At 43.0% G+C, this 20,732-nt stretch carries 17 protein-coding genes; 4 read left to right on the top strand and 13 right to left on the bottom strand.

Annotated elements, in window-relative coordinates; genetic code table 11:
* Positions 1-253: 253 nt before the first annotated feature.
* Both BK139_RS19085 and BK139_RS19080 read left to right on the top strand, forming a co-directional pair.
* On the top strand, positions 254-901 hold the full coding sequence (locus tag BK139_RS19085) for an acetoin utilization AcuB family protein (RefSeq protein ID WP_076261970.1): 648 nt from the start codon (positions 254-256) through the stop codon (positions 899-901).
* Entirely contained in the window at positions 898-2,070 is a 1,173-nt protein-coding gene (locus BK139_RS19080) for an acetoin utilization protein AcuC (protein ID WP_076261968.1), read from the top strand. Before BK139_RS19085 ends, BK139_RS19080 begins: the two co-directional genes overlap by 4 nt.
* Before the next feature lie 77 nt (positions 2,071-2,147).
* On the opposite strand, the gene motS is transcribed toward BK139_RS19080, so the two are convergent.
* From motS to BK139_RS19060, 4 genes are all read right to left on the bottom strand, one after another.
* On the bottom strand, positions 2,148-2,879 hold the full coding sequence (gene motS, locus BK139_RS19075; RefSeq protein ID WP_076261965.1) for a flagellar motor protein MotS: 732 nt from the start codon (positions 2,877-2,879) through the stop codon (positions 2,148-2,150).
* Complete coding sequence (gene motP / locus BK139_RS19070; RefSeq protein ID WP_076261962.1) at positions 2,869-3,687, bottom strand: flagellar motor protein MotP; 819 nt, start codon at positions 3,685-3,687, stop codon at positions 2,869-2,871. The genes motS and motP overlap by 11 nt, the downstream gene beginning before the upstream one ends.
* Before the next feature lie 387 nt (positions 3,688-4,074).
* Positions 4,075-5,073, bottom strand: a complete 999-nt coding sequence (gene ccpA, locus BK139_RS19065; protein ID WP_076261960.1) for a catabolite control protein A — start codon at positions 5,071-5,073, stop codon at positions 4,075-4,077.
* 300 nt (positions 5,074-5,373) lie between these two features.
* Complete coding sequence (locus BK139_RS19060; protein ID WP_076261985.1) at positions 5,374-6,450, bottom strand: bifunctional 3-deoxy-7-phosphoheptulonate synthase/chorismate mutase; 1,077 nt, start codon at positions 6,448-6,450, stop codon at positions 5,374-5,376.
* Positions 6,451-6,725: 275 nt separating this feature from the next.
* On the opposite strand from BK139_RS19060, the gene pilM reads away from it, so the two are divergent.
* Positions 6,726-8,903 (top strand): cell division protein FtsA, encoded by a 2,178-nt coding sequence (gene pilM / locus BK139_RS19055; protein WP_076261957.1) that lies wholly within the window; start codon positions 6,726-6,728, stop codon positions 8,901-8,903.
* A 30-nt stretch (positions 8,904-8,933) separates the two neighbouring features.
* Here pilM and ytxJ read toward each other — a convergent pair whose 3' ends face one another.
* The 3 genes from ytxJ to BK139_RS19040 form a co-directional block, all read right to left on the bottom strand.
* Complete coding sequence (gene ytxJ / locus BK139_RS19050) at positions 8,934-9,263, bottom strand: bacillithiol system redox-active protein YtxJ (RefSeq protein ID WP_076261955.1); 330 nt, start codon at positions 9,261-9,263, stop codon at positions 8,934-8,936.
* Between the two features lie 70 nt (positions 9,264-9,333).
* Positions 9,334-9,837, bottom strand: coding sequence for a YtxH domain-containing protein (locus BK139_RS19045; protein WP_076261953.1), 504 nt, complete (start codon positions 9,835-9,837; stop codon positions 9,334-9,336).
* Positions 9,838-9,859: 22 nt separating this feature from the next.
* Positions 9,860-10,345: a DUF948 domain-containing protein gene (locus BK139_RS19040; RefSeq protein WP_035330351.1), complete on the bottom strand. Its 486-nt coding sequence runs from the start codon at positions 10,343-10,345 to the stop codon at positions 9,860-9,862.
* Between the two features lie 227 nt (positions 10,346-10,572).
* On the opposite strand from BK139_RS19040, the gene BK139_RS19035 reads away from it, so the two are divergent.
* The gene (locus tag BK139_RS19035) at positions 10,573-11,688 is read left to right on the top strand and encodes an aminopeptidase (protein WP_076261951.1); all 1,116 of its coding nucleotides are present in this window, start codon (positions 10,573-10,575) and stop codon (positions 11,686-11,688) included.
* Positions 11,689-11,746: 58 nt separating this feature from the next.
* Here the strand turns inward: BK139_RS19035 and murC are convergent, their stop codons facing one another.
* From murC to BK139_RS19000, 6 genes are all read right to left on the bottom strand, one after another.
* Positions 11,747-13,042, bottom strand: a complete 1,296-nt coding sequence (gene murC, locus BK139_RS19030; protein ID WP_076261949.1) for a UDP-N-acetylmuramate--L-alanine ligase — start codon at positions 13,040-13,042, stop codon at positions 11,747-11,749.
* A 490-nt stretch (positions 13,043-13,532) separates the two neighbouring features.
* Positions 13,533-14,630, bottom strand: a complete 1,098-nt coding sequence (locus BK139_RS19025) for a nicotinate phosphoribosyltransferase (RefSeq protein ID WP_076261947.1) — start codon at positions 14,628-14,630, stop codon at positions 13,533-13,535.
* Positions 14,631-14,793: 163 nt separating this feature from the next.
* The gene (locus BK139_RS19020; RefSeq protein ID WP_076261946.1) at positions 14,794-17,682 is read right to left on the bottom strand and encodes a DNA translocase FtsK; all 2,889 of its coding nucleotides are present in this window, start codon (positions 17,680-17,682) and stop codon (positions 14,794-14,796) included.
* A gap of 623 nt (positions 17,683-18,305) precedes the next feature.
* Positions 18,306-19,106, bottom strand: coding sequence for a DUF1444 domain-containing protein (locus BK139_RS19010; protein ID WP_076261941.1), 801 nt, complete (start codon positions 19,104-19,106; stop codon positions 18,306-18,308).
* Between the two features lie 166 nt (positions 19,107-19,272).
* The gene (locus BK139_RS19005) at positions 19,273-19,590 is read right to left on the bottom strand and encodes a thioredoxin family protein (RefSeq protein WP_076261939.1); all 318 of its coding nucleotides are present in this window, start codon (positions 19,588-19,590) and stop codon (positions 19,273-19,275) included.
* Positions 19,587-20,609, bottom strand: coding sequence for a PTS sugar transporter subunit IIC (locus BK139_RS19000; RefSeq protein ID WP_076261937.1), 1,023 nt, complete (start codon positions 20,607-20,609; stop codon positions 19,587-19,589). Before BK139_RS19000 ends, BK139_RS19005 begins: the two co-directional genes overlap by 4 nt.
* Positions 20,610-20,732: the final 123 nt, after the last annotated feature.

Raw genomic sequence — 20,732 nt, 5'->3', positions numbered from 1 at the left:
ACCATCTGCTCGTCTTATGCTTGTCACCCCAAGGCAAGTCGCCTCGCTTTATAATGTAAAGGCCCGATTGGTGAGATACAGTGAAACTTGCCGTCGCGCAGGCAGAGGCTTAGTTGAACCAATCGGGTTCGCAGTGTCGATTGATCGAAGCGCTAGCGGAGACCTTAGCAACACTAGAACGCGACTAACAATCAGTGGGGGATAAGGAAAACCCCCACTGATTGAAGTTTCACTTTAAAAGGAGGCATTTAAGGTGATTGTTGAAGAAATTATGAAAACGGATGTCACTGCTTTGTCAAAAGAAGACACGATTGCCGACGCCATAAGAATTATGAGCGAAAAAAGAATCCGGCATTTGCCGATAACAGATGAAGATGGCAGACTCCAGGGACTTGTAACAGACAGAGATATCCGGGATGCCACCCCTTCTATTTTTCATACAGAACTGTTTAAGGAAGATCTGCAGAGACCGTTAAAAATGATTATGAAGACAGATATCATCACTGGTCATCCGCTTGATTTTGCTGAAGAAATTGCTGCGGTTTTTTACGAGCAGCGGATTGGCTGCCTGCCTATATTAAACGATAATAAGGTGGTTGGGATTGTCACAGAAACCGATTTGCTTCATACATTAGTTCAATTGACGGGAGCTCATCAGCCAGGCTCGCAGATTGAAGTTAAGGTGCCAAACAAGGCGGGCATGCTGTTTGAAATCGCTGAAGTCATTTGCAAAAGGAAAGCAAATATCCAGAGTGTCCTTGTATATCCTGACAAAACGGATGATAAATTCAAAATACTCGTGATAAGGGTACAGACAATGAACCCTACGCTTGTAGTGGAAGATTTGAAAAAAGCAGGCCACCACGTTTTATGGCCAAATATGCCGGGGATGTCACTATGATACATGATTCAGTATTTGTTTATTCGGAAGACCTGCTGAATTACAAATTCGGCAAAAATCATCCTTTTAATCAGATAAGGCTGAAGCTGACACTCGATTTGCTCAAAAATATAAATGCCATCGATGACACTCATATTATCCCGCCCCGCCAGGCTGCGGATGAAGAGCTTCACCTGATTCATGATCCTGATTATGTGAATGCTGTCAAGCTTGCCGGCCGGGGACAGCTTCCGGAGGAATCATGCGAAAACTATGGTCTTGGAACTGAGGACACACCCGTATTTCCCAATATGCATGAAGCGAGCTCTCTTTTAGTAGGAGGCACCCTGGCAGCCGTTGATGCCGTAATGAGCGGACGTGCTAAGCATGCACTGCACCTTGGTGGAGGCCTTCACCATGGTTTTCGGGGAAAAGCCTCCGGATTTTGCATTTACAACGATAGCTCAGTAGCCATAAAGTACATGCAGGAAAAGTATAAAGCCCGTGTTCTGTATGTAGATACTGATGCTCATCATGGTGACGGTGTCCAATGGTCTTTTTATGATGACCCGGATGTATGCACCCTATCAATTCATGAAACAGGCCGATACCTGTTTCCCGGTACCGGAAATATCAATGAACGGGGACAAGGGAAAGGATATGGATTCTCTTTCAATATTCCCGTGGATGCTTTCACTGAAGACGATTCCTGGCTGCATGCATACCGTACAGCTTTTCGGGAGGTTGCGGAATTTTTCAGGCCTGATGTAATTTTGACGCAAAATGGTGCTGATGCACATTACCTTGACCCTCTTACCCATCTATCATCTACTATAAGAATCTATAGGGAAATTCCGAAACTGGCTCATGAAATTGCCCATGAATATTGCGGAGGGAAATGGATTGCAGTCGGCGGCGGCGGCTATGATATTTGGCGAGTTGTTCCCCGGGCATGGGCCATGATTTGGCTCGAAATGACTGAAAACTCTAATTGTTACGGCAATATCCCGGAGGAATGGATAAATAAGTGGAAAGAACACGCACCTGTGCCTCTTCCCTCTGAATGGGAAGATCCGGCTGATTTATATAACCCTATCCCCCGAAAAAGTGAAATAACTGAAAAAAATGCCCGGACATTGGACAAGGTTCTATATCCCATCCGGAACAAATCAATGACAGAGTCTAAATAAGAAAGTGACTGGCCGGAAACATCCGGCTGCCATTTCTTCACACGCAAATAAACAGGTCTGGCTTTAGCCAGACCTGTTTATTGATTATTCTCTTCATTAAATTTCGGATCAGAAATAATGATTTCAACACGCCTGTTCTTCTCCCAATTTTCCGGTCCGGAATTGGGAACGATGGGACGGGTTTCCCCGTAGCCGACAGCCATAAATCTGTGGCTGTCAAGTTTATGCCCTTCTGTTAAATATCTGATTACTGTACTGGCCCTGGCGGCAGATAACTCCCAATTGGACGGATATCTGTATGTGGTTATGGGCCGGTCATCAGTATGTCCTTCCACCTTCACCAGGTTGGGCATGTTTGCTAACAGGGTTCCTACTTTATCCAGGAAAGGGTATGAGCTGTCTATAAGACTGGCCTCCCCGGATTCGAATAAAACCTGTTCCTGCAGAACGAGAACAACACCACGCTCCGTTCTGTTTGCCACTATCACCTCTTCTAATCCATTCTCATCCAGAAAGGACTGTATTTCCATCTGGAGCTTATCAAGTGAATCAGATTGACCGCTGCCTTCTTCTTCCGTATTTTCTTTCATTTCTCCCTGATTCTCCGCGGGGATGATGGACGGCTGGAAATCAAGCACCTGTCTGTCCCTGAAGGAGTCAGATATCGTCTGAAATTTCATTAAATCGATCTGTGACATTGAAAAAAGCAGAATAAAGAAAACCAAAATTAATGTGACGAGATCTGAAAAAGTCACCATCCAGCGCGGGGCACCCTTGGGAGGCTCAGGAGGTCTTCGCCTACGCCTCATGATCCAAAGCCTCCCCCGCGTTTACAGCTCTCTCAAGCTCTCTCCGTTCCTCAGAGGATAAAAAGGCACTCAGCTTTTCCTCCAGAATTTTTGGATTTTGACCGGATTGAACACCGATGACCCCTTCAATAATGATCTCCTTTAAAAACACTTCCTTCTCTGTCTTTAAAGCCAGCTTTGCTGCCATCGGCAGAAAAATAAGATTAGCCAGAAGTGAGCCATATAAAGTAGTCAATAAGGCAATGGCCATATTTGGCCCAAGAGTGGAGGGATCATTTAAATTTTTCAGCATCAGAACCAGGCCGATCAGAGTCCCTATCATTCCCCATGCGGGAGCGTACTCACCCGCTCTTTCAAGAATGCTCCTGCCTTTTCTGTGCCTCTCTTCCATCGCCATTATTTCGGCATTCATAATGTCAGTAATGACATCCGGCTCTATGCCATCCACAGCGAGATAAATGCCTTTCCGAATAAAAGAATCTTCAACTTTCCCGACTTCAGCCTCAAGCGACAGCAGCCCTTCACGCCGGGCACGCTCAGAGAGTTTGACAAAAATTCCAATCATCTCGCCAACGCTTTGTTCTTCATTGGAAAAAACCTGCTTAAAAACTGTGGGCATATGCCTGATATCTTTTAATGGAAAACTAACAAGCAGCCCGGCTATTAATCCCCCTAAAACAATAAGGATTGATGAAGGGTCAATAAATGATAAAAATCCATCTGCTCCACCATTCCACATAATCCCAAAAATAAGCATAGCCATGCCCACCATTAACCCTGCAGGTGTTAACATATCGAACTTTCTCATACTCTCTCTCCCTGATTCACTGCATTATCTAAAAGTTTTAGGATAAAGTGAAACTTCAATCAGTGGGAGTGCTTTTCTCCCCGCTGATTGTTAGTTGAACCAATCGGGCCTTTACGGGCAGTTTGACCCCCACTTATCTCCTTTGATTCCACTGAGTCTTGAAGTGGGGATCTTGCTGCCCGTTAGACTGCGATAAACTTTGACAGAAAGAAACGCCTTTCAAATTAAGGCGTTTTTCTTTCTTCCCTTGTCCAGCTGCAGCGCCTAGCCCCCCGAGTCACTTCGGTCCAGATGCTGAAGTCAAAGAACGACTTCAACTTCTGGACCTCCAGCGCTTGTCGGGGATGGTCGAGGCGCTTCCGCTTTTCTTTTATATCGGCATGTTTCTTATTTTGTTGAGCTTCGTTCTTCAATTCGATGTGGGAGTACAACAATTTGCTCATCGACAGATTCTTTATTCATAAGTTTCGTAAGCAATCTCATGGCAACTGCACCGATATCATACAATGGCTGTACAACTGACGTCAGCTGGGGACGGACCATTAAGGTCAATCTGGTATTGTCTGAGCTGATGACCTCAAAGTCTTTCGGGACATGATAGCCTTTATCCTCAGCCCCATGGACGATTCCTAAAGCCATCTCATCAGATCCCGCAAATATAGCAGTTGGACGAGGGTCGGCCTCAAGCAGCTTTTCAAAGGCTTCTATACCTGAATCGTACGTATAATCTCCTTCAACCACCAAATCCTCGCGGAAGGATACTTCAGATTCTTCCAATGCACGCTTATAACCTGCAAGCTTCTTTTCCTGATTAATCGGCTCACGAAGGGGTCCTACCACAAGCGCTACATCTTTATGGCCTTTTTCAATAAATGACTTTGTGACATCAAATGCTGCCTGTTCATAATTAATATTTACGGATGGAATTTTGCCTGTTTCTTCAATAGAGCCGGCCAGCACAATTGGAACCGGAGACTTTTCAAACTCTTCAACAAGCTCGGACGTAATGTTGCCGCCCATGAAGACTATACCATCCACCTGTTTCCCTAGCATAGTATTGAGCAAGTGCATCTCTTTTTCGATATTCTGGTCGGAGTTGCTGAGAATGATATTGTATTTGTACATTGTCGCAATATCTTCTATGCCTCTTGCCAGTTCTGCAAAAAAGGTGCTGGAAATGTCGGGAATGATCACACCGACTGTAGTGGTTTTCTTGCTTGCCAATCCTCTTGCAACTGCGTTAGGACGGTATCCAAGCCGGTCAATTACTTCCATTACTTTCTTTCTTGTTGCCGGTTTAACATTCGGGTTGCCATTTACAACACGAGAAACCGTTGCCATTGATACATTCGCTTCTCTTGCCACATCATATATTGTTACATTCATTACTGACACTCCTTCTTTAATTAGCGGTCACTTCTATTATTTTATATTTTACAGCAACACGACATAACCTACTCATTTTTTATCCTAATTTGTGAGTAGTTACACATGAACAATTATGTATTTAATCATACGACAGTCCAGGATTTGCCGCAATGTCAAGGCTTATATTTCTGAAAAAAACTTAAAACTTCACTTTACAAGCGAAAAAAAGAGCCCTCTGCCATTAGCAGAAGGCTCTCCGTATATTGAATAGTTCCGTGGATGCCGAATCAGAATGCGCGAACGGCTCTTATTCGATGATCACACTTTCAGCAATGCTGAAGATTGCAGTTCAGACATAAAATGATCAAATTGATTTAAGTCCATTTGCTGTGCTGAATCTGAAAGGGCAACAGCCGGGTCAGGATGAACTTCTGCCATTACACCATCTGCGCCGATTGCCAGCGCTGCTTTTGCTGCCGGAAGAAGCAAATCTCTGCGGCCTGTTGAATGTGTAACGTCAACCAGTACAGGCAAATGTGTTTCCTGCTTAAGGATTGGCACTGCTGAAATATCCAGTGTATTGCGTGTTGCCCGTTCGTAGGTGCGGATTCCCCGCTCACACAGGATGATCTGTCCATTTCCCTGGGACATGATGTATTCCGCTGCATTAATGAATTCTTCAATTGTAGCTGCAATCCCGCGCTTTAAAAGAACTGGCTTATTTACAGCACCCGCTGCTTTTAATAGCTCGAAGTTTTGCATGTTTCTTGCACCGATTTGAATGACATCAATATAATTTACAGCTGTTTCAATATCATTAGGGCTTACAATTTCAGAAATAACTGCCAGATCGTATTCATCTGCCACTCTTTTTAAAATCTTCAGGCCTTCAAGGCCAAGACCCTGAAAATCATATGGAGAAGTTCTTGGTTTATATGCTCCTCCGCGAAGAAGTTTAAGCCCTTTCGCTTTTACAGCTTCAGCAACAGTTGCTACCTGCTCATATGATTCAACTGCACATGGACCAAAAACAAGATGAGGATTGCCATCTCCTACTTTTTCACCTTTCAAGTCCACAATTGTGTTTTCAGGCTTCTTTTTGCGTGAAACAAGAAGCGCTTTTCTATGATCATCTTTTTGAAGTTCAAGACCTGCTTTAAATATTTCCTTGAACATATGCTCAATTGTTGAATTTTCAAAAGGACCGTCATTATGCTCTTTTATTAAGTCCAGCATTTTGCGTTCCCGGACAGGATCATAACGATAAACCCCTTGTGTTTCCTTTACTCTTCCAATTTCTTGAACAAGTTCAGCTCTTTCATTGATCAAAGATAAAAGCTGAAGATTCAGCTCATCCACTCGATCACGAAGTTTATCCAGTTCATTATTGCTCATTTCCTGTCCCTTCCTTTCGAATCTCAATTTAAGCCGTTTTGAATTTTCAGGATGTATGCACAAAGCCCGCACCCTAAGCACGAGTTAAGTATTTCCATCTTTCTCTTTTACGGCCCCTCGATATATGATACATTTTTTATAATTAGGGTTATTATATATGAATTATTCAGACATGTCACGAAAAATTTCTTTATTAATTAAACGCTTTTAAGTAATAAAGCAATATAAAGGCATAATTAAGCATTCTATGACAATTCAAAAGAAGGTGTATTGCTTTGGACGAACAAAAAAAGCTTTTTGCACTGGATATCGGCACTCGCACGGTGGTCGGAATTATTCTTGAGGAAGACGGCGGCAAATACCATGTGAAAGACATCGTGATTAAGGAGCATGCAGAAAGGGCCATGCTCGATGGCCAGATCCATGATGTTCCGGCTGTTTCGAAAATTATAGCAGAAATAAGAGATGAACTTGAAGTGAAACACGGCCCATTAAATAAAGTTTGTGTAGCAGCAGCTGGCAGGGCTTTAAAAACAGAAAGATCTAAAACATCGATCACCATTAAAGGCAAACCGATGATGCAAAAACAGGATATAATTCACCTTGAATTAAGTGCGGTTCAGCAGGCACAGGCAATCGCAGCAGAAAAGCAGGCAGCTGAAAAAAGCTATTATTACTATTGTGTTGGATATTCGGTTTTATACTACCACCTTGATGGAGAGGAAATCGGCAGTCTGATTGATCAGCAGGGGGATGAAGCATCTGTAGAAATCATTGCTACCTTTCTGCCAAAGGTTGTAGTGGAGTCACTCATCTCAGCTCTTCAAAGGGCTGGCCTGGAAATGGAAGCCTTAACACTGGAGCCAATCGCGGCTATTAATGTCCTGATCCCGCCTTCAATGAGAAGGCTGAATGTGGCACTTGTTGATATCGGTGCCGGAACATCCGATATTGCCATAACAGATTTGGGGACAGTTACTGCATTTGGAATGGTCCCTGTAGCAGGTGATGAGATCACCGAAGCCATTAGTGACCAGCTTCTGCTGGACTTCCCTCTAGCAGAAAAGGCAAAAAGAGACTTGCACGTATCCGATACGATTACTGTCACCGATATTCTCGGCTTCCAATCAGAAATCAGCAGAGAAGAGACAATTGAAAAAATATCTCCAGCACTGGAACGTTTGACAAATTCCATCTGCGAAGAAATAGTGCGGCTGAATAACAGGCCGCCAAAAGCCGTCATGCTGGCAGGCGGCGGGAGCTTAACACCCGGATTGCCTGAAAGGATAGCGAACAGATTGGGCCTTCCGGCAAATAGAGTTGCAATTAGAGGGATTGATGCTATCAGCGGGCTGCATTTACCGGATTATACAGACCAGGGCCCTGAATTAGTCACCCCAATAGGAATTGCGATTGCCGCTAAAAAAGCGCCGGTTCAATATTGTACTGTTTACGTCAACGATCAGCCTGTCCGGCTATTTGAGGTAAAAAACCTGACAGTCGGGGATTGTATGCTGGCAGCAGGCATTAAAATGAATAAGCTTTACGGGAAGCCCGGCCTTGCCATGATTATCAATTTAAACGGGCAAAGCATTACGATTCCGGGAAGCCATGGAGAAGCTCCAGTCATCACTCGCAACAACATCCCAAGTGCTTTAGATGAAGAAATCAAATCAGGGGATAGCATAACCGTTTCAAAAGGGCATGACGGATTGCCTGCTGAAGTTTGCATTAAGGATTTAATAGATGAAGTCCCGGAAAAGACTATCACTATTAACGGAAAACAGTATACAATTCACCCTGCCATTACCTGTAATGAAAAAGTTGCCCCGCTCGAGCAGACTCTTGCTGATCGGGATAAAGTGGTGTGCACAGTACCGGAAACTGTTGAAGAAATCTTAACAATTTTAAATCTAAATAATTTATTAAACGAGCTGAAGCCTTTTCGAATCAGCATTAACGAAAAAGAGACTTTTCTGCCGCGCCATTCCGGAAAGCTTTATAAAAACGGCCTTGAGGTTAATTGCCACAGCATCGTAGATGATGGTGACAATCTTCGCATTGAAAAAGGAAATACTCTGACCGTAAAGGAATTAGCAGATATTAAGCAGCTGAAACTTCAGGAGAGCATCCCTGTCATTTTTAACAGCAAGAAAATAGAGCTGTCCAGGGGAATACTCGAATTTCAGAGAGAAGGCGCTGTACTCACCGAAGATGACGTGATTTCTGCTGGAGATGCGATAACAATCCTGAAAAAACCAAGATCCCCCTTTATTTTTCAGGATATATTCAGTCATGTTAATGTCGATATGCCTGCTTCCTCTTCCGGCGGCTTCATCCTTTTGAAAAATGGGGAACAAACATCTTTTCATGAATCAGTAGAGCCTGGTGATCACCTTAAAATTGTGTGGCCTGCCATAAATAATAAGCATTCAACTATTAAACAGAGCTAAAAATTAAAAACCCATCCGATTGGATGGGTTTTAGCTGTTTTTCTTCACTGCATTCAAAAGGGAGTCATATGTAATCTTCCAATGTGATGCATGCCATACTACATCTCCATTATTAAACAGAATTGCCTGAGGCGACTCATGTTTAATATGAAAAGCTTCTGCAATGTGATTGGACAAAGGGCGGTCCTCCTGAACAACTAAATAATAAGCATTAACATCTTTATTCTCTTTCACAAAGCTTTCATATTCTTCATATGCTGCACCGCTCACCGGGCATGTGGAGCTGTGTTTTAAAAGCAGCAGCTGCTCTCCTGACTCTACCGCTTGATTGAATGCTTCATGACTATCAAATTTTTTCATTCTTCTCTCCTCCTAAAATTAAACAACGGTGAAGTTATCGTACCACTTCACCGTTGTTTAAACAAATAGTTTAGTTATACTTTTGCTCGGTTTCGTCAAAAGCCTTTTTCGTTTCTTCCAGTTTCATTTGGATTTCCGCATCATTGACTGGAGCGTTTCCTTCAGCCTGGAATGTTTCATCATTGATAGCTGCTCCCTCTTCTTCAGCTGTGCCGTTTGCAGGAGCTTGTCCATTTTGATAGTCTTTTAAGTTTTTCACTTTATTTACAAGCTCATTGGATTGCTTGGTCACTGTTTGAGTTAACACATTTGTTTTCTCTTTTGCAGCATTTGCCAGTTCAGTTCCTTTTGTCATAGCTGTTTCGCGGTACTGACCTGATTTTTCTTTCAGGATGGCCGCTTTTTCGCTTAAATCACTTTGAAGCTCTTTTCCTGATTTTGGAGCCAGGAACAAAGCTGTAGCTGCGCCAACCATTCCTCCTATAAGAGCACCAATCATAAAATCCTTCGTATTGATATTTTCCTCAGTTTTTACCTGGTTTGAATCAAATTGAGTACGGTCTTGGCTATTCATTCTCCTTTTTCCTCCTTTAATTCTAGTATCGTGCTCTTTCTCTCTGGCGTTCGGGCGGAAGCATTTGTTTCTCGCCGACATTGTACTGATAAGGGTCTTCTTTTCTCATTTTCCACTTATCCTTGATTTCAAGGAGAACATTGCTCCACTGAACCACCTGTGAGATTTTATCTTTATTCTGTTCAAGCTGTGTGTTAACAGAAGATGTGATTTTCTGAATGGATCCATTAAATTTGCGGACAGAGTCACCAACTTCTTTTACCGCAGTTACGACACTGTTCAGATTCTCAGACTTCTGCTGAATATCTGTTGCCAGTGAATTTGTTTTGTGGAGAAGGACTGTAGTTTCCTTCGTAACACCGTCTAATTGCCTTTCAAGGCCTGCTAATGTGTGTGAAACGTTATCTAATGTACCTTGCAAGGATTTTAATGTTTTTGCCAAATAAATGACCAAAACAAGGAATGCAATAGCAATGACTGCTACACTTAAGTATAAAATTATTTCCAATTCCTACACCTCCGGTTGTCTGTATACTAACTTTTTACCCAGATGCACTGCCTCTAAACCAGGAGTACATTAATAGATTCCACTTGTAAAGTGCAAATTCCTTCTCATTCGGGTATTTTCATCTGTTAAAGTAAATATTAGCATAATTGGAAAAGGTTAAACAAAACCATTCATTTCGGTTACAATAAGAGTTGTCGGAAGAATAAATTTAATGGAGGTATATATCCATGAAAGATCCCCGTATTGAAAAACTCGCCAAAAATTTGATTAACTATTCAGTCCGTCTCCAGAAAGGCGAGAAGATCCTTATTGAAAATTTTGGACTGCAGAAGGAATTAGTGACGGCACTGGTTAAGGAAGCATACGCTGCTGGAGGATACCCTTTTGTCTCCTTAAAAGATCATCAGGTGGATCGTTCCCTGCTTTTAGGAGCACAAGAAGAGCAATTCAATATGATGGCTGAATTTGAAGCAAATGTTATGAGCAAAATGGATGCATACATAGGACTTCGCTCCGGAGATAACATCAACGAGCAGGCTGATGTGCCGGATGATAAAATGAAAATCCATGGTTCAACAATAGGTCAAAAAGTACATAGAGAAATTCGCGTGCCAAAAACGAAGTGGGTAGTCCTGCGCTATCCAAACTCTTCCATGGCTCAGCTTGCTAAAATGAGCACAGAGGCATTTGAAGATTTCTACTTTAATGTCTGCAACTTGGATTACGGCAAGATGGATAAAGCGATGGACAGCCTTGTCGAATTAATGAATAAGACCGATAAAGTCCGGATCACCGGCCCTGGCACAGATCTGTCCTTCTCGATTAAGGATATTCCGGCAATCAAGTGCTCCGGCCAGATGAATATTCCTGATGGAGAGGTTTATACTGCCCCTGTACGTGAGTCTGTGAACGGCGTTATCACTTATAACACACCATCTCCATACCATGGTTTTACATTCGAAAATGTCAAGCTGACATTTAAAGACGGTAAAATTGTTGAAGCGGAAGCCAATGACAGTGAACGCATCAATAAAATCTTTGATACGGATGAAGGTGCGCGCTATATAGGTGAATTCGCCATTGGGGTTAACCCGTACATTCTCCATCCGATGCAGGATATTCTGTTCGATGAGAAAATTGATGGAAGCTTCCACTTCACACCGGGACAATGCTATGACGAAGCGTATAATGGCAATAAATCCAATATCCACTGGGATATGGTCAACATCCAGCGCCCTGACTATGGCGGCGGTGAAATCTACTTTGATGATGTATTAATCCGTAAAGACGGGCGATTCGTCATTGCTGAACTGGAAGCATTAAATCCAGAGAACTTAAAATAGGAGCTACAAGTCTATGTAAAAAAGGATGCTTCCTGAGCGGAGCATCCTTTTTTATAAATTATATTTGGTTTTCGTATGCCTGCTGGAATTTTTGGATATCTCCGGCACCCATAAACATAATTACACTTTCTTCATGATTTCTTAGGATAGCTGTTTCTTCCTCATTTAAAATTTGTGCATTAGGAATTTTATCCTTTAGATCATTGATCGTGAGTTTTCCATGGTTTTCCCGGGCAGAGCCAAAGATTTCACATAGATAAACCTTGTCAGCCAAATTGAGGCTTGATGCAAAATCCTCAAGAAATGCCTGAGTCCTCGTAAAGGTATGAGGCTGGAAAACCGCGACAACTTCCTTTTCAGGATACTTTTGTCTGGCAGCTTCTACAGTTGCCTTAATTTCTGTCGGATGGTGGGCATAATCATCAATAATTACTTGAGAGCCCACTTTCTTCTCGGAAAATCTTCTTTTTACCCCTTCAAAGGAAAGAAGCTGTTCCTGAACAATTTTCGCATCAATCTCTTCATAATGACATAAAGCGATGACAGCTAAAGAGTTCAGGACGTTATGATCTCCATAGGCGGCAATTGAAAACGTCTCATAGAAGGTATTGCGGACAAAAACGTCAAATGTTGTCCCTTCAGTCGTCTTTACTACATTGCGTGCCTGGAAATCATTTTCTTCTCCGAAACCGTAAAATACGACAGGCACTTTAGCCTGTATTTTTTGCAGCTGTTCGTCATCACCGCATGCAAAAATGCCCTTATTCACTTGCCAAGACATCTCCTGAAAAGCAGAGAAAACATCTTCAACATTGGCAAAGTAGTCAGGGTGGTCGAAATCGATGTTCGTCATTATCGCATAATCCGGGTAGTAAGAAAGGAAGTGTCTTCTGTATTCGCAAGCTTCAAAAACAAAATACTCAGCTTCTTCGTCCCCTTTGCCCGTACCGTCTCCAATAAGGAATGAAGTTGGTTTTGCACCTCTCATAACATGTGCAAGCAAGCCTGTAGTGGATGTTTTTCCATGTGCTCCTGTCACTGCAATGCTTGTGAAATTCTTCATAAAATCACCTAAAAAGCGGTGATAGCGCACAACAGGCAAGCCAAGCTTCATTGCTTCCTCAATCTCTTCATGCGTGTCCGGATATGCATTCCCGGCGATTACCGTCATGCCCGGCTGTATATTTTCCTTTTGAAAGGGAAGGATCTTTATTCCGGAATTTTCAAGTGCCACCTGTGTAAAAAAGTGTTTCTCAAAATCGGAGCCTTGAACCTGATAGTTCATATCATGCAGAACTTGTGCCAATGCACTCATTCCGGACCCCTTAATACCTACGAAATGGTAAATAGTCATATAAAGAACCTCCAACCATCGTATATCTGTAAAACAGTATATGACATATATCTAGTTTTGCGCATATCCCCTGAGAAGACATGCTTCCGTGACTGTGCTGCTATGCTGTTTCGCTGTTATTTATATAAAGTGAAACTTCAATCAGTGGGGGTTTTCCTTATCCCCCACTGATTGTTAGTTGAACCAATCGGGCCTTTACGGGCAGTTTGATCCCCACTTATCCTCCTTTGATTCCTCTGAGTCTTGAAGTGGGGGTCTTACTGCCCGTTAGACTGCGATAAACTTACACTTTAATGTATTGAAACATTATATCATTAATCGATTTTAAAAACTATGTAACGTATTGCCAGCTATTTATTCCCTAAACATTACATATAAACCATTGGATATCAGGAAGGCTCTCTATTCCCGCCCTGGAGCTGTTCAGCTTTACGAGAAGGATGCAAAACCGAAAGTGAGCCCTCCATATCCATTTAAAAGTATTGCTCTGTTATTCAACTTTTTCAAGGCGGGGGTTGGGGCGGTAACGGCGGCCTGCCTTGGCTGCGTGCTTTCCGTCTATCATCACATTATCTCCCGTGAACCCAATGGTGATCTTAAGAAGGCTGCTTCCCACACCATAAGTATCAACTGGAACACCCTTTTCTTCAAAATCACGGATTCGGGATTCGGTGAAGCCTCCGCTCACCACAATCTTCACATGGCCGAAGCCTTCGTCATCAAGCGCTTTTCTTAGAGCAAAAATCAGTTCAGCATTGACTCCACGCGGGTCAAATGTTCCCAGGATATGCTGATTTCTTAAGAAATATTGATCAATCATCGTTCTGGATGTGTCAACCCTGACACCTTTAAGCTCATCGCCAAAAGCCCTTGCGACTTTCAGGGAATCAATTATTGCATCATTGTTATAATCTACCAGAGCAACTAAATCGTCTTCAGGAAATGTATCCTGATAAGCTTCAGCAGCCGCGACGATATCTCCCTCAAACATCTGAATCAGCGCATGCGGCATCGTCCCCATGCCCTTTTTGCCCCACCATTCGTTCATCGCATGAGTAGCCTGGGCTGTTGCTCCCCCAATATAGGCTGCATATCCATCACCTGCCTGGGTGGTATAGTGATCATCCCGGTCCCCCATGAAGATGACCTGTTTTTGAACACCGGAAACTCCTGCTGCTTTTACCACATTATAGACATTTGTGGCAACCGAAGTTCTTCTGGCCAATATGCCGTCAATGATTCCTTCGAGATAGCCGAAATCCTGATATCTTCCTGTTATGGTCATTACTGTTTCAAAGGGTGAAATCTTGTCACCATCTTTTAATGAATGGATCTCCAGATCATCCGGACGGTCCGCAAATGTTTTTAACAGCGCAATGACTTCATCCGTACCGCATAGAACGGCATGACTCTTTTGAAAAAACTGCATAGTTACAATTTTATCAACGTGATATTTCTTAACAATTTCTCTGGTCTTTAGGAAGTAAACCGCTGAAAACCAGCCATCTCTTACACGTTCATCAAATTTAAAAGTCTGGTTTGTCAGACGCTTTATTTCTCCCTTAACCTTCATTTCAATCTCTTTCATCCCAAGCTCCTTACAAACATGAAAGAAAGCAGGCTTGCCTGCAGACTTGGCGTTGCAAGGAGCAGGCCCCTAAGCCGGCAGGACGCCGGCTTATGAATGCTTTCTTCGTTATCGTAGTAGTTATTCATATTATTTTAAACATGCAAGTAAAGAATACCATGGATTAATTTAATGTACTAGTGTCTTGTATGGATTCAAGATCAGCCGCAGTAATAAGGACATCCCTCGGTTTGCTGCCTCTATTTTCTGAAATGAACCCTTGCTTTTCCATCATATCAATCAGCCTGGCTGCCCTATTATAGCCTATTTTAAATCTTCTTTGCAGACTTGAAGTGGAAGCTGAGCCCTGATCAACAACAAACTCGCATGCTTCAAAAAACAGTTCATCCTCTTCTTCAATGGCTTGGGCTTTTTTCAAAAGCTCTTCCTGCTCAAATAAGTAATCAGGTTCTTGTTCCCTGCGTACATGGGCTACTACATCATCAATTTCTTTGTCTGAAACAAATGTCCCCTGGAGTCTGACCGGCTTTGAGGATCCATTTTCAAGGAAAAGCATATCTCCCCGGCCCAGGAGCTTTTCCGCTCCGCTTATATCGATGATTGTTCTTGAATCAATTTGGGATGACACAGAGAATGCAATCCTTGTTGGCACATTTGCTTTTATTAAGCCGGTAATAACATCTACGGATGGCCGCTGGGTTGCGATAATCAGATGCATTCCGCATGCCCGGGCTTTCTGTGCTATCCGGCAAATGGCTTCTTCCACATCGGCCGGCGCCATCATCATCAGATCTGCCAGCTCATCAATCACAATGACCATAAATGGAAGCTTATCTGAGTATTGCTGATGCTCTTCAGCCAGCTCATTAAAACGGTTTATATCCCGCACACCGGCATGGGCAAATAATTCATATCTCCGTTCCATTTCCTCTACAGCCCACTTCAGGGCAGCTGTTGCTGCTTTTACATCGGTAATAACGGGGCTGACTAAATGAGGGATTCGATTATATGGTGCAAGTTCGACCATTTTCGGGTCAATCAGAAGAAGCTTTAATTCATCCGGACTCGCCTTATACAAAAGGCTTACCAGGATCGTGTTGATACAGACGCTCTTTCCTGATCCCGTTGCACCGGCAATTAAACCGTGGGGCATTTTCCTTAAATCCGTCACAATCGGCTTTCCTGAGATATCAAGTCCAAGCACAGCCGTCAATGGGGAGCTTCCATTCTGGAACTCCGGGGTGTTTATGATCTCACTGATAAATACCGGGCGGCTGCTCTGGTTTGGAACCTCAATGCCGATTGTATGCTTTCCTGGAATTGGTGCCTCAATCCTAATATCCCTTGCAGCCAGACTAAGCTTGATATCATCCGAGAGGTTCGTGATTTTATTCACCTTGACCCCCGGTTCAGGCTGCACTTCAAATCTTGTGACAGAAGGTCCCTGCGTAACATTGACAACCCTGGCCCTGACATTGAAATTCTGCAGGGTGGAGTTTAGCATCTGTTCCTGTTCGTAAAGCCAATCAGATTCTTCATCCATGATTACCGGCGGTGTCAGTAATGTCCGCGAAGGGAATTGATAATACGAAATGTCATCTTCCGTCTGATATATCTGCTGTTCCTTCATCCTGTCCGATTCCGGTGAAGTCGAGTAATCCTCAATTCTTTCTGCTGAAGCAGCAGACTGCTGGATGCTTTCAGATGGAAACATTGCGATATTATTTTTTTTTTCATCAGCCGGATTTGATACTTTCCCCTGCTGGTTCAATTTTTTTCTGTCATTGTTCAGCATAATGACGTTGAATGGGATTGACCCTCTGGAAGAAGGCTTTTCTTCTTGAACATTCCTTTCCTGCACTGGATTTGACATCTCTTCATTCTCTGATTCTATGTTTATATCCTGGATTAATTGACTTTCGTCTGGGACCTCTTCAGCCTCTGGTTCTGGAATCGCATTAGAATTCAAATCATCCTGTCCGGAAAGTTCTGCTGTGTCTTCTGTGTATTCTTCTGTGTATTCTTCTGTGTATTCTTCTGTGTATTCTTCTGTTTCTTCTTCTGTTTCTTCTTCATGAAGAGCCTCTTCAATCATATTTGCGAGCGATCTGCTGACTTCAGATTTTTTCTCATGATCAATGCACTCTTCATGGTTTGAAAACTCATTGCCGGCTGGTTTGGAAGAACCAGGATGGATGACAGGTTCCAGCTCATCGTCCCATGCTGCATGTGTTTCCACTTCACAGGGTTCTTTTTCCTGGTTTTCCTCCGGAACTTCAAACATTAATTCAGATGCTTCACCTATTTTATATTTTTTTGCTGCCGGTTCCTCTTTTTCCAATGCAGCAGCCTGTCCCTGGAAAGCTTCCAGCTTATCAGTAATGACGGTTTTTCTTTCTTTTGGCGAATCATCAGCAGTCATCTTCGGCCCATTTTGAGGCTTCTGCTGAATTTTGCGCATAACCTCATCGTATGTAATTTCCCTGCGGTTATTTTCCTGTTCCCCGTTCCCTGATTGATCCTTAGGAGTGTTTGAACCCGGTCTCTTAAACCCATATATCGGGGATGGAATTTCTGTTGGCTGGAAAGGCCTTTTCTTATTGGCAGCCTCTCTTTCGTTGCGGGTCAGGATTTTTTCTTCACTTGCAGGTGATGGCGCAGTCTTTTTTTGCCGCTCCCTTTCTGCAGAACGGGGCACCCTTTTTTCATGAAATGGAGAATCTGCTGGTTTTGGTTTTCTCTGCCGCTCCGTTTCCCTTACCCTTGGCTGCCGTTTTTCAGGTGTTTCCTTAACCGTCTGCCCGCGTGTATGCTCCTGCTTTTGCTGCCTCTTATTTTCCCGTGCTGCTTCATGGTCAGGTATGACCGGAAAACGGAATTGACCTTTAGGATATTGATAAACTACTTTCGCATCTACATCTCTTGAACTTTCTTTTGTACTTTGAGAAGCAGGCTGTTTCTCTTGGTTTCGCTCATCCGCATGATCTTCAAATTCTTCATATTCTTCATCATTATCTTTAAACATATGGAACAGTTTCTTAATCCAGCTCATTTATATCAACTCTTTCTATCAAAAACTTTGTTAGACTATCTCTATTATTTTAGCAGTTATTCACAGATTTTGAATAAGAAATCCGAGAATGAGTCCTTTTAAAGACAGAATGGGTAAATTTACAAACAAACGAAGAGCTGCAGACATACTTTCGACTCAGGAAAGGTTAATAATTCATTTGTACAGACAGCTGACTTTTTTCGCAATACTAATAGAAATAATTGATTGTTATATATTTCGAAAATAGTTTACCTCTCCTGGGGGTTTAATACCTTTTTTCAGGATGGGTCGGCAAGTTTTAATAAAAAAGTTTTTTCGTATAAATCGTTTTATTATCACCTGTAATGTTGTCCGTTGATTTCCGCTCCAGGATGCTCAGCGAACCGCGGGGCGGGCGGTGAGCATCCTCGACGCTGCACGTCTGCGGGGTCTCACCTGTCCCGCTACTCCCGCAGGACTTTGAAAAAGCTTCCTTGAGTAAACACCGCAAGAAGAAAATCCGAAGGCATTTTCGAGGATCTCGCACCTTCCGCTCCAATCAACTCAGTAAATAATATACAATTAGCAACAAACCTTGCGAAAACAGCCAATAAAAAAGACCACATTGATGTGGCCTTTAAAAGCTATTTCTTTTTATTCTTACCCAAAATAAATATTGGTTCAAACTCTCCATTCTCGTATAGAAATGATAGGGAAGTGATGGGCACTCTGCCGCTCGCAAAGAAACTCATTGTCATCTGGGCGAGAACGTCATAGCCTGTTTCATTTTTAATATCAGCAATGATTAGTACATCCTGATGCGGGACTGCCACTGCCATGGTTCCTTCTGCTTTTCTGCTCATTTCTTTAATGAACGAATCATTCAGTATCCTGCTTGCATCATATCCATCATTCTTATTTAAGAAATAGAAAGTATTGCCTGCTACAGTATCCGATTTCATATCGGTCGAGAGAGATCTTACATTAAAGAGAGCCGTTTCTTTAATTCTTTCCGGATCCCATCCCTCTTTTCCCATTAGCTGTGCATCAATAAGCCGATACGTTTTACCGAGGTCAAGGGCATAGTAGATCCGGGTTTCAGCAGTATGTTCATCTGTCAGAAAAGGAATGCCTTCCTGTGATTCACCCGGAAAAGAAGTTGATCGAATGACCGGAAAAATATTTTTTTCATGGCCGGATAAATGAGCATCCTCCACCATTGCTTCCAGGCCTTCCTCCACATAATAAACGACTTCGTCAATCGCTTTTTCCTTTTGCTCCTGCCATTTAGCTATAATGCCAGGCAGAGAGATGGTAATTCCTTTTCCAGTGTCCTTATTTTCTATTCTAAGCTGGTCTTTCTCCCTGTCAAAAGAGAAAGTCCGGTTCTCTTTTGCTAAGCGCTGCTCTAATTCATTTTTCATTTTTCTGCTATCCATTTTCATATATAAGCCCCTCCTTTGGGGATTGATTTCCGACTATCATTTTACACTAATAAACCCTCCTGCTCAAAAAAGATGCAGGAGGGCTTAAAAGCAGAAGCACCTTGCCCCCCACTGCAAATCGAGGGGGCAGGCGCTGAAGCTGACATTTATTAAATCAGTGCCATGCCTAGTTTTCCAGAGTTTGAATAAAGTTCTCGATTTCTTCCTGTGTTTTGCGGTCTTTGCTGACAAAGCGGCCGAGCTCCTGGCCATCCCTGTATCCAATGAAGCTCGGAATGCCAAAGACATCAAGCTCAATGCAAAGATCAATGAATTGATCGCGGTCTACATAAACGAAATTATAGTCACTATATTTTGCTTCTACTTCAGGCAATACCGGTTCAATCACCCGGCAATCAGGACACCAGTCTGCTGAAAACATGAAAATGTGTTTCCCGCTGCTGCGCATCTCGTTAAATTGCTCCATTGATTCCAATTTTTTCATTTTCTTACGCCCCCTGTGCTGATATGCATGTCTCCAAATTGGATCCAACCTTTTTTCCTCATATATTCAGATAATATCAGGCTGATGAGAGCGGGTCCAATAATATGCAAGATGATGACCTTCATCCAAACGTCCGGGCCAAAGCCCATCGTGGTAAAAGTCATGATCTGGCCAACAAGCCCGCTTGTACCCATCCCTGCCCCTGCAGCATTGTTTTCCATTAGCCAGATGGTCGTGCCAAACGGTGCGAGGATCGCTCCTGCGATTGTAGGCGGAATAAGGATGCGCGGGTTTCTAATAATATTAGGCACCTGAAGCATGGAAGTTCCAATTCCTATCGCAATTAAACCGCCCATTTTATTTTCCCTGTAGCTGCTCACAGCGAAGCCGACCATTTGTGCTGCACAGCCAATTGTGGCAGCTCCTGCTGCAACTCCGTGCAAATCAAGCATAAGCGCAATGGCAGCTGAAGAGATGGGAGCGGTCAAGGCAAGTCCCATTAATACCGCGACTATGATACCCATGAGGATCGGCCTTTGTTCGGTTCCCCACATGATCAGGCTGCCAAAGCTTTTCATCCCAAAGTCAATTCCGGGTCCAATAAGTGTAGATACGACATAACCCGATGCAATGGTAACAAGCGGTGTTGCAATGATATCCACTTTTGTTTCCTTACTGACCAATTTTCCAAGTTCTGTGGAAATAAGGGCTGCAGCGAAGCTCCCTGCCGGGCCTCCGAGTGCCGCGCCGGCAGCCCCGCTAGCAATGGCTGAAAAGACAACCAGCGGCGGAGCATTCAGTCCGTATGCAACTGCCACTCCAATGGCAGGCCCCATCAGCCCCATTGCCAGAAGGCCCATATCCTGCAAATATTTGATATCAGTCTGTTCGCCAATTGTCTTAATAATCAGCCCGATGATCAGCGAAGCAAACAAGCCCAGCGCCATGCTGCTCAGGGCATCTATAAAATAAACTTTAGCTGAAAGGGTAACCCCTTTTCGATTCAGGAAAGCTCTCATAATTTTCCCCCTATGTAAAAGTTCTGCATTTATAAGATAACATATGTAAAGACACTTGTAATATAAAATCTTCTGTATTTTTATTGTTCTTCTATCAGGGGCTTTCTATAATATCAATTAAAG

The sequence above is a fragment of the Paenibacillus sp. FSL R5-0490 genome (assembly GCF_001956215.1).
Classification (GTDB): Bacteria; Bacillota; Bacilli; order Bacillales; family Cytobacillaceae; genus Cytobacillus.
This window is presented reverse-complemented; position numbering and strand designations above follow the sequence as displayed.

Bases quoted from the DNA above. Each gene is read 5' to 3' on its own strand.
- BK139_RS19080 (WP_076261968.1), top strand. From the start codon at position 898: ATGATACATGATTCAGTATTTGTTTATTCGGAAGACCTGCTGAATTAC.
- motS (WP_076261965.1), bottom strand. From the start codon at position 2,879: ATGAGGCGTAGGCGAAGACCTCCTGAGCCTCCCAAGGGTGCCCCGCGC.
- motP (WP_076261962.1), bottom strand. From the start codon at position 3,687: ATGAGAAAGTTCGATATGTTAACACCTGCAGGGTTAATGGTGGGCATG.
- ccpA (WP_076261960.1), bottom strand. From the start codon at position 5,073: ATGAATGTAACAATATATGATGTGGCAAGAGAAGCGAATGTATCAATG.
- BK139_RS19060 (WP_076261985.1), bottom strand. From the start codon at position 6,450: ATGAGCAATAATGAACTGGATAAACTTCGTGATCGAGTGGATGAGCTG.
- ytxJ (WP_076261955.1), bottom strand. From the start codon at position 9,263: ATGAAAAAATTTGATAGTCATGAAGCATTCAATCAAGCGGTAGAGTCA.
- BK139_RS19045 (WP_076261953.1), bottom strand. From the start codon at position 9,837: ATGAATAGCCAAGACCGTACTCAATTTGATTCAAACCAGGTAAAAACT.
- BK139_RS19035 (WP_076261951.1), top strand. From the start codon at position 10,573: ATGAAAGATCCCCGTATTGAAAAACTCGCCAAAAATTTGATTAACTAT.
- murC (WP_076261949.1), bottom strand. From the start codon at position 13,042: ATGACTATTTACCATTTCGTAGGTATTAAGGGGTCCGGAATGAGTGCA.
- BK139_RS19025 (WP_076261947.1), bottom strand. From the start codon at position 14,630: ATGAAAGAGATTGAAATGAAGGTTAAGGGAGAAATAAAGCGTCTGACA.
- BK139_RS19020 (WP_076261946.1), bottom strand. From the start codon at position 17,682: ATGAGCTGGATTAAGAAACTGTTCCATATGTTTAAAGATAATGATGAA.
- BK139_RS19010 (WP_076261941.1), bottom strand. From the start codon at position 19,106: ATGAAAATGGATAGCAGAAAAATGAAAAATGAATTAGAGCAGCGCTTA.
- BK139_RS19005 (WP_076261939.1), bottom strand. From the start codon at position 19,590: ATGAAAAAATTGGAATCAATGGAGCAATTTAACGAGATGCGCAGCAGC.
- BK139_RS19000 (WP_076261937.1), bottom strand. From the start codon at position 20,609: ATGAGAGCTTTCCTGAATCGAAAAGGGGTTACCCTTTCAGCTAAAGTT.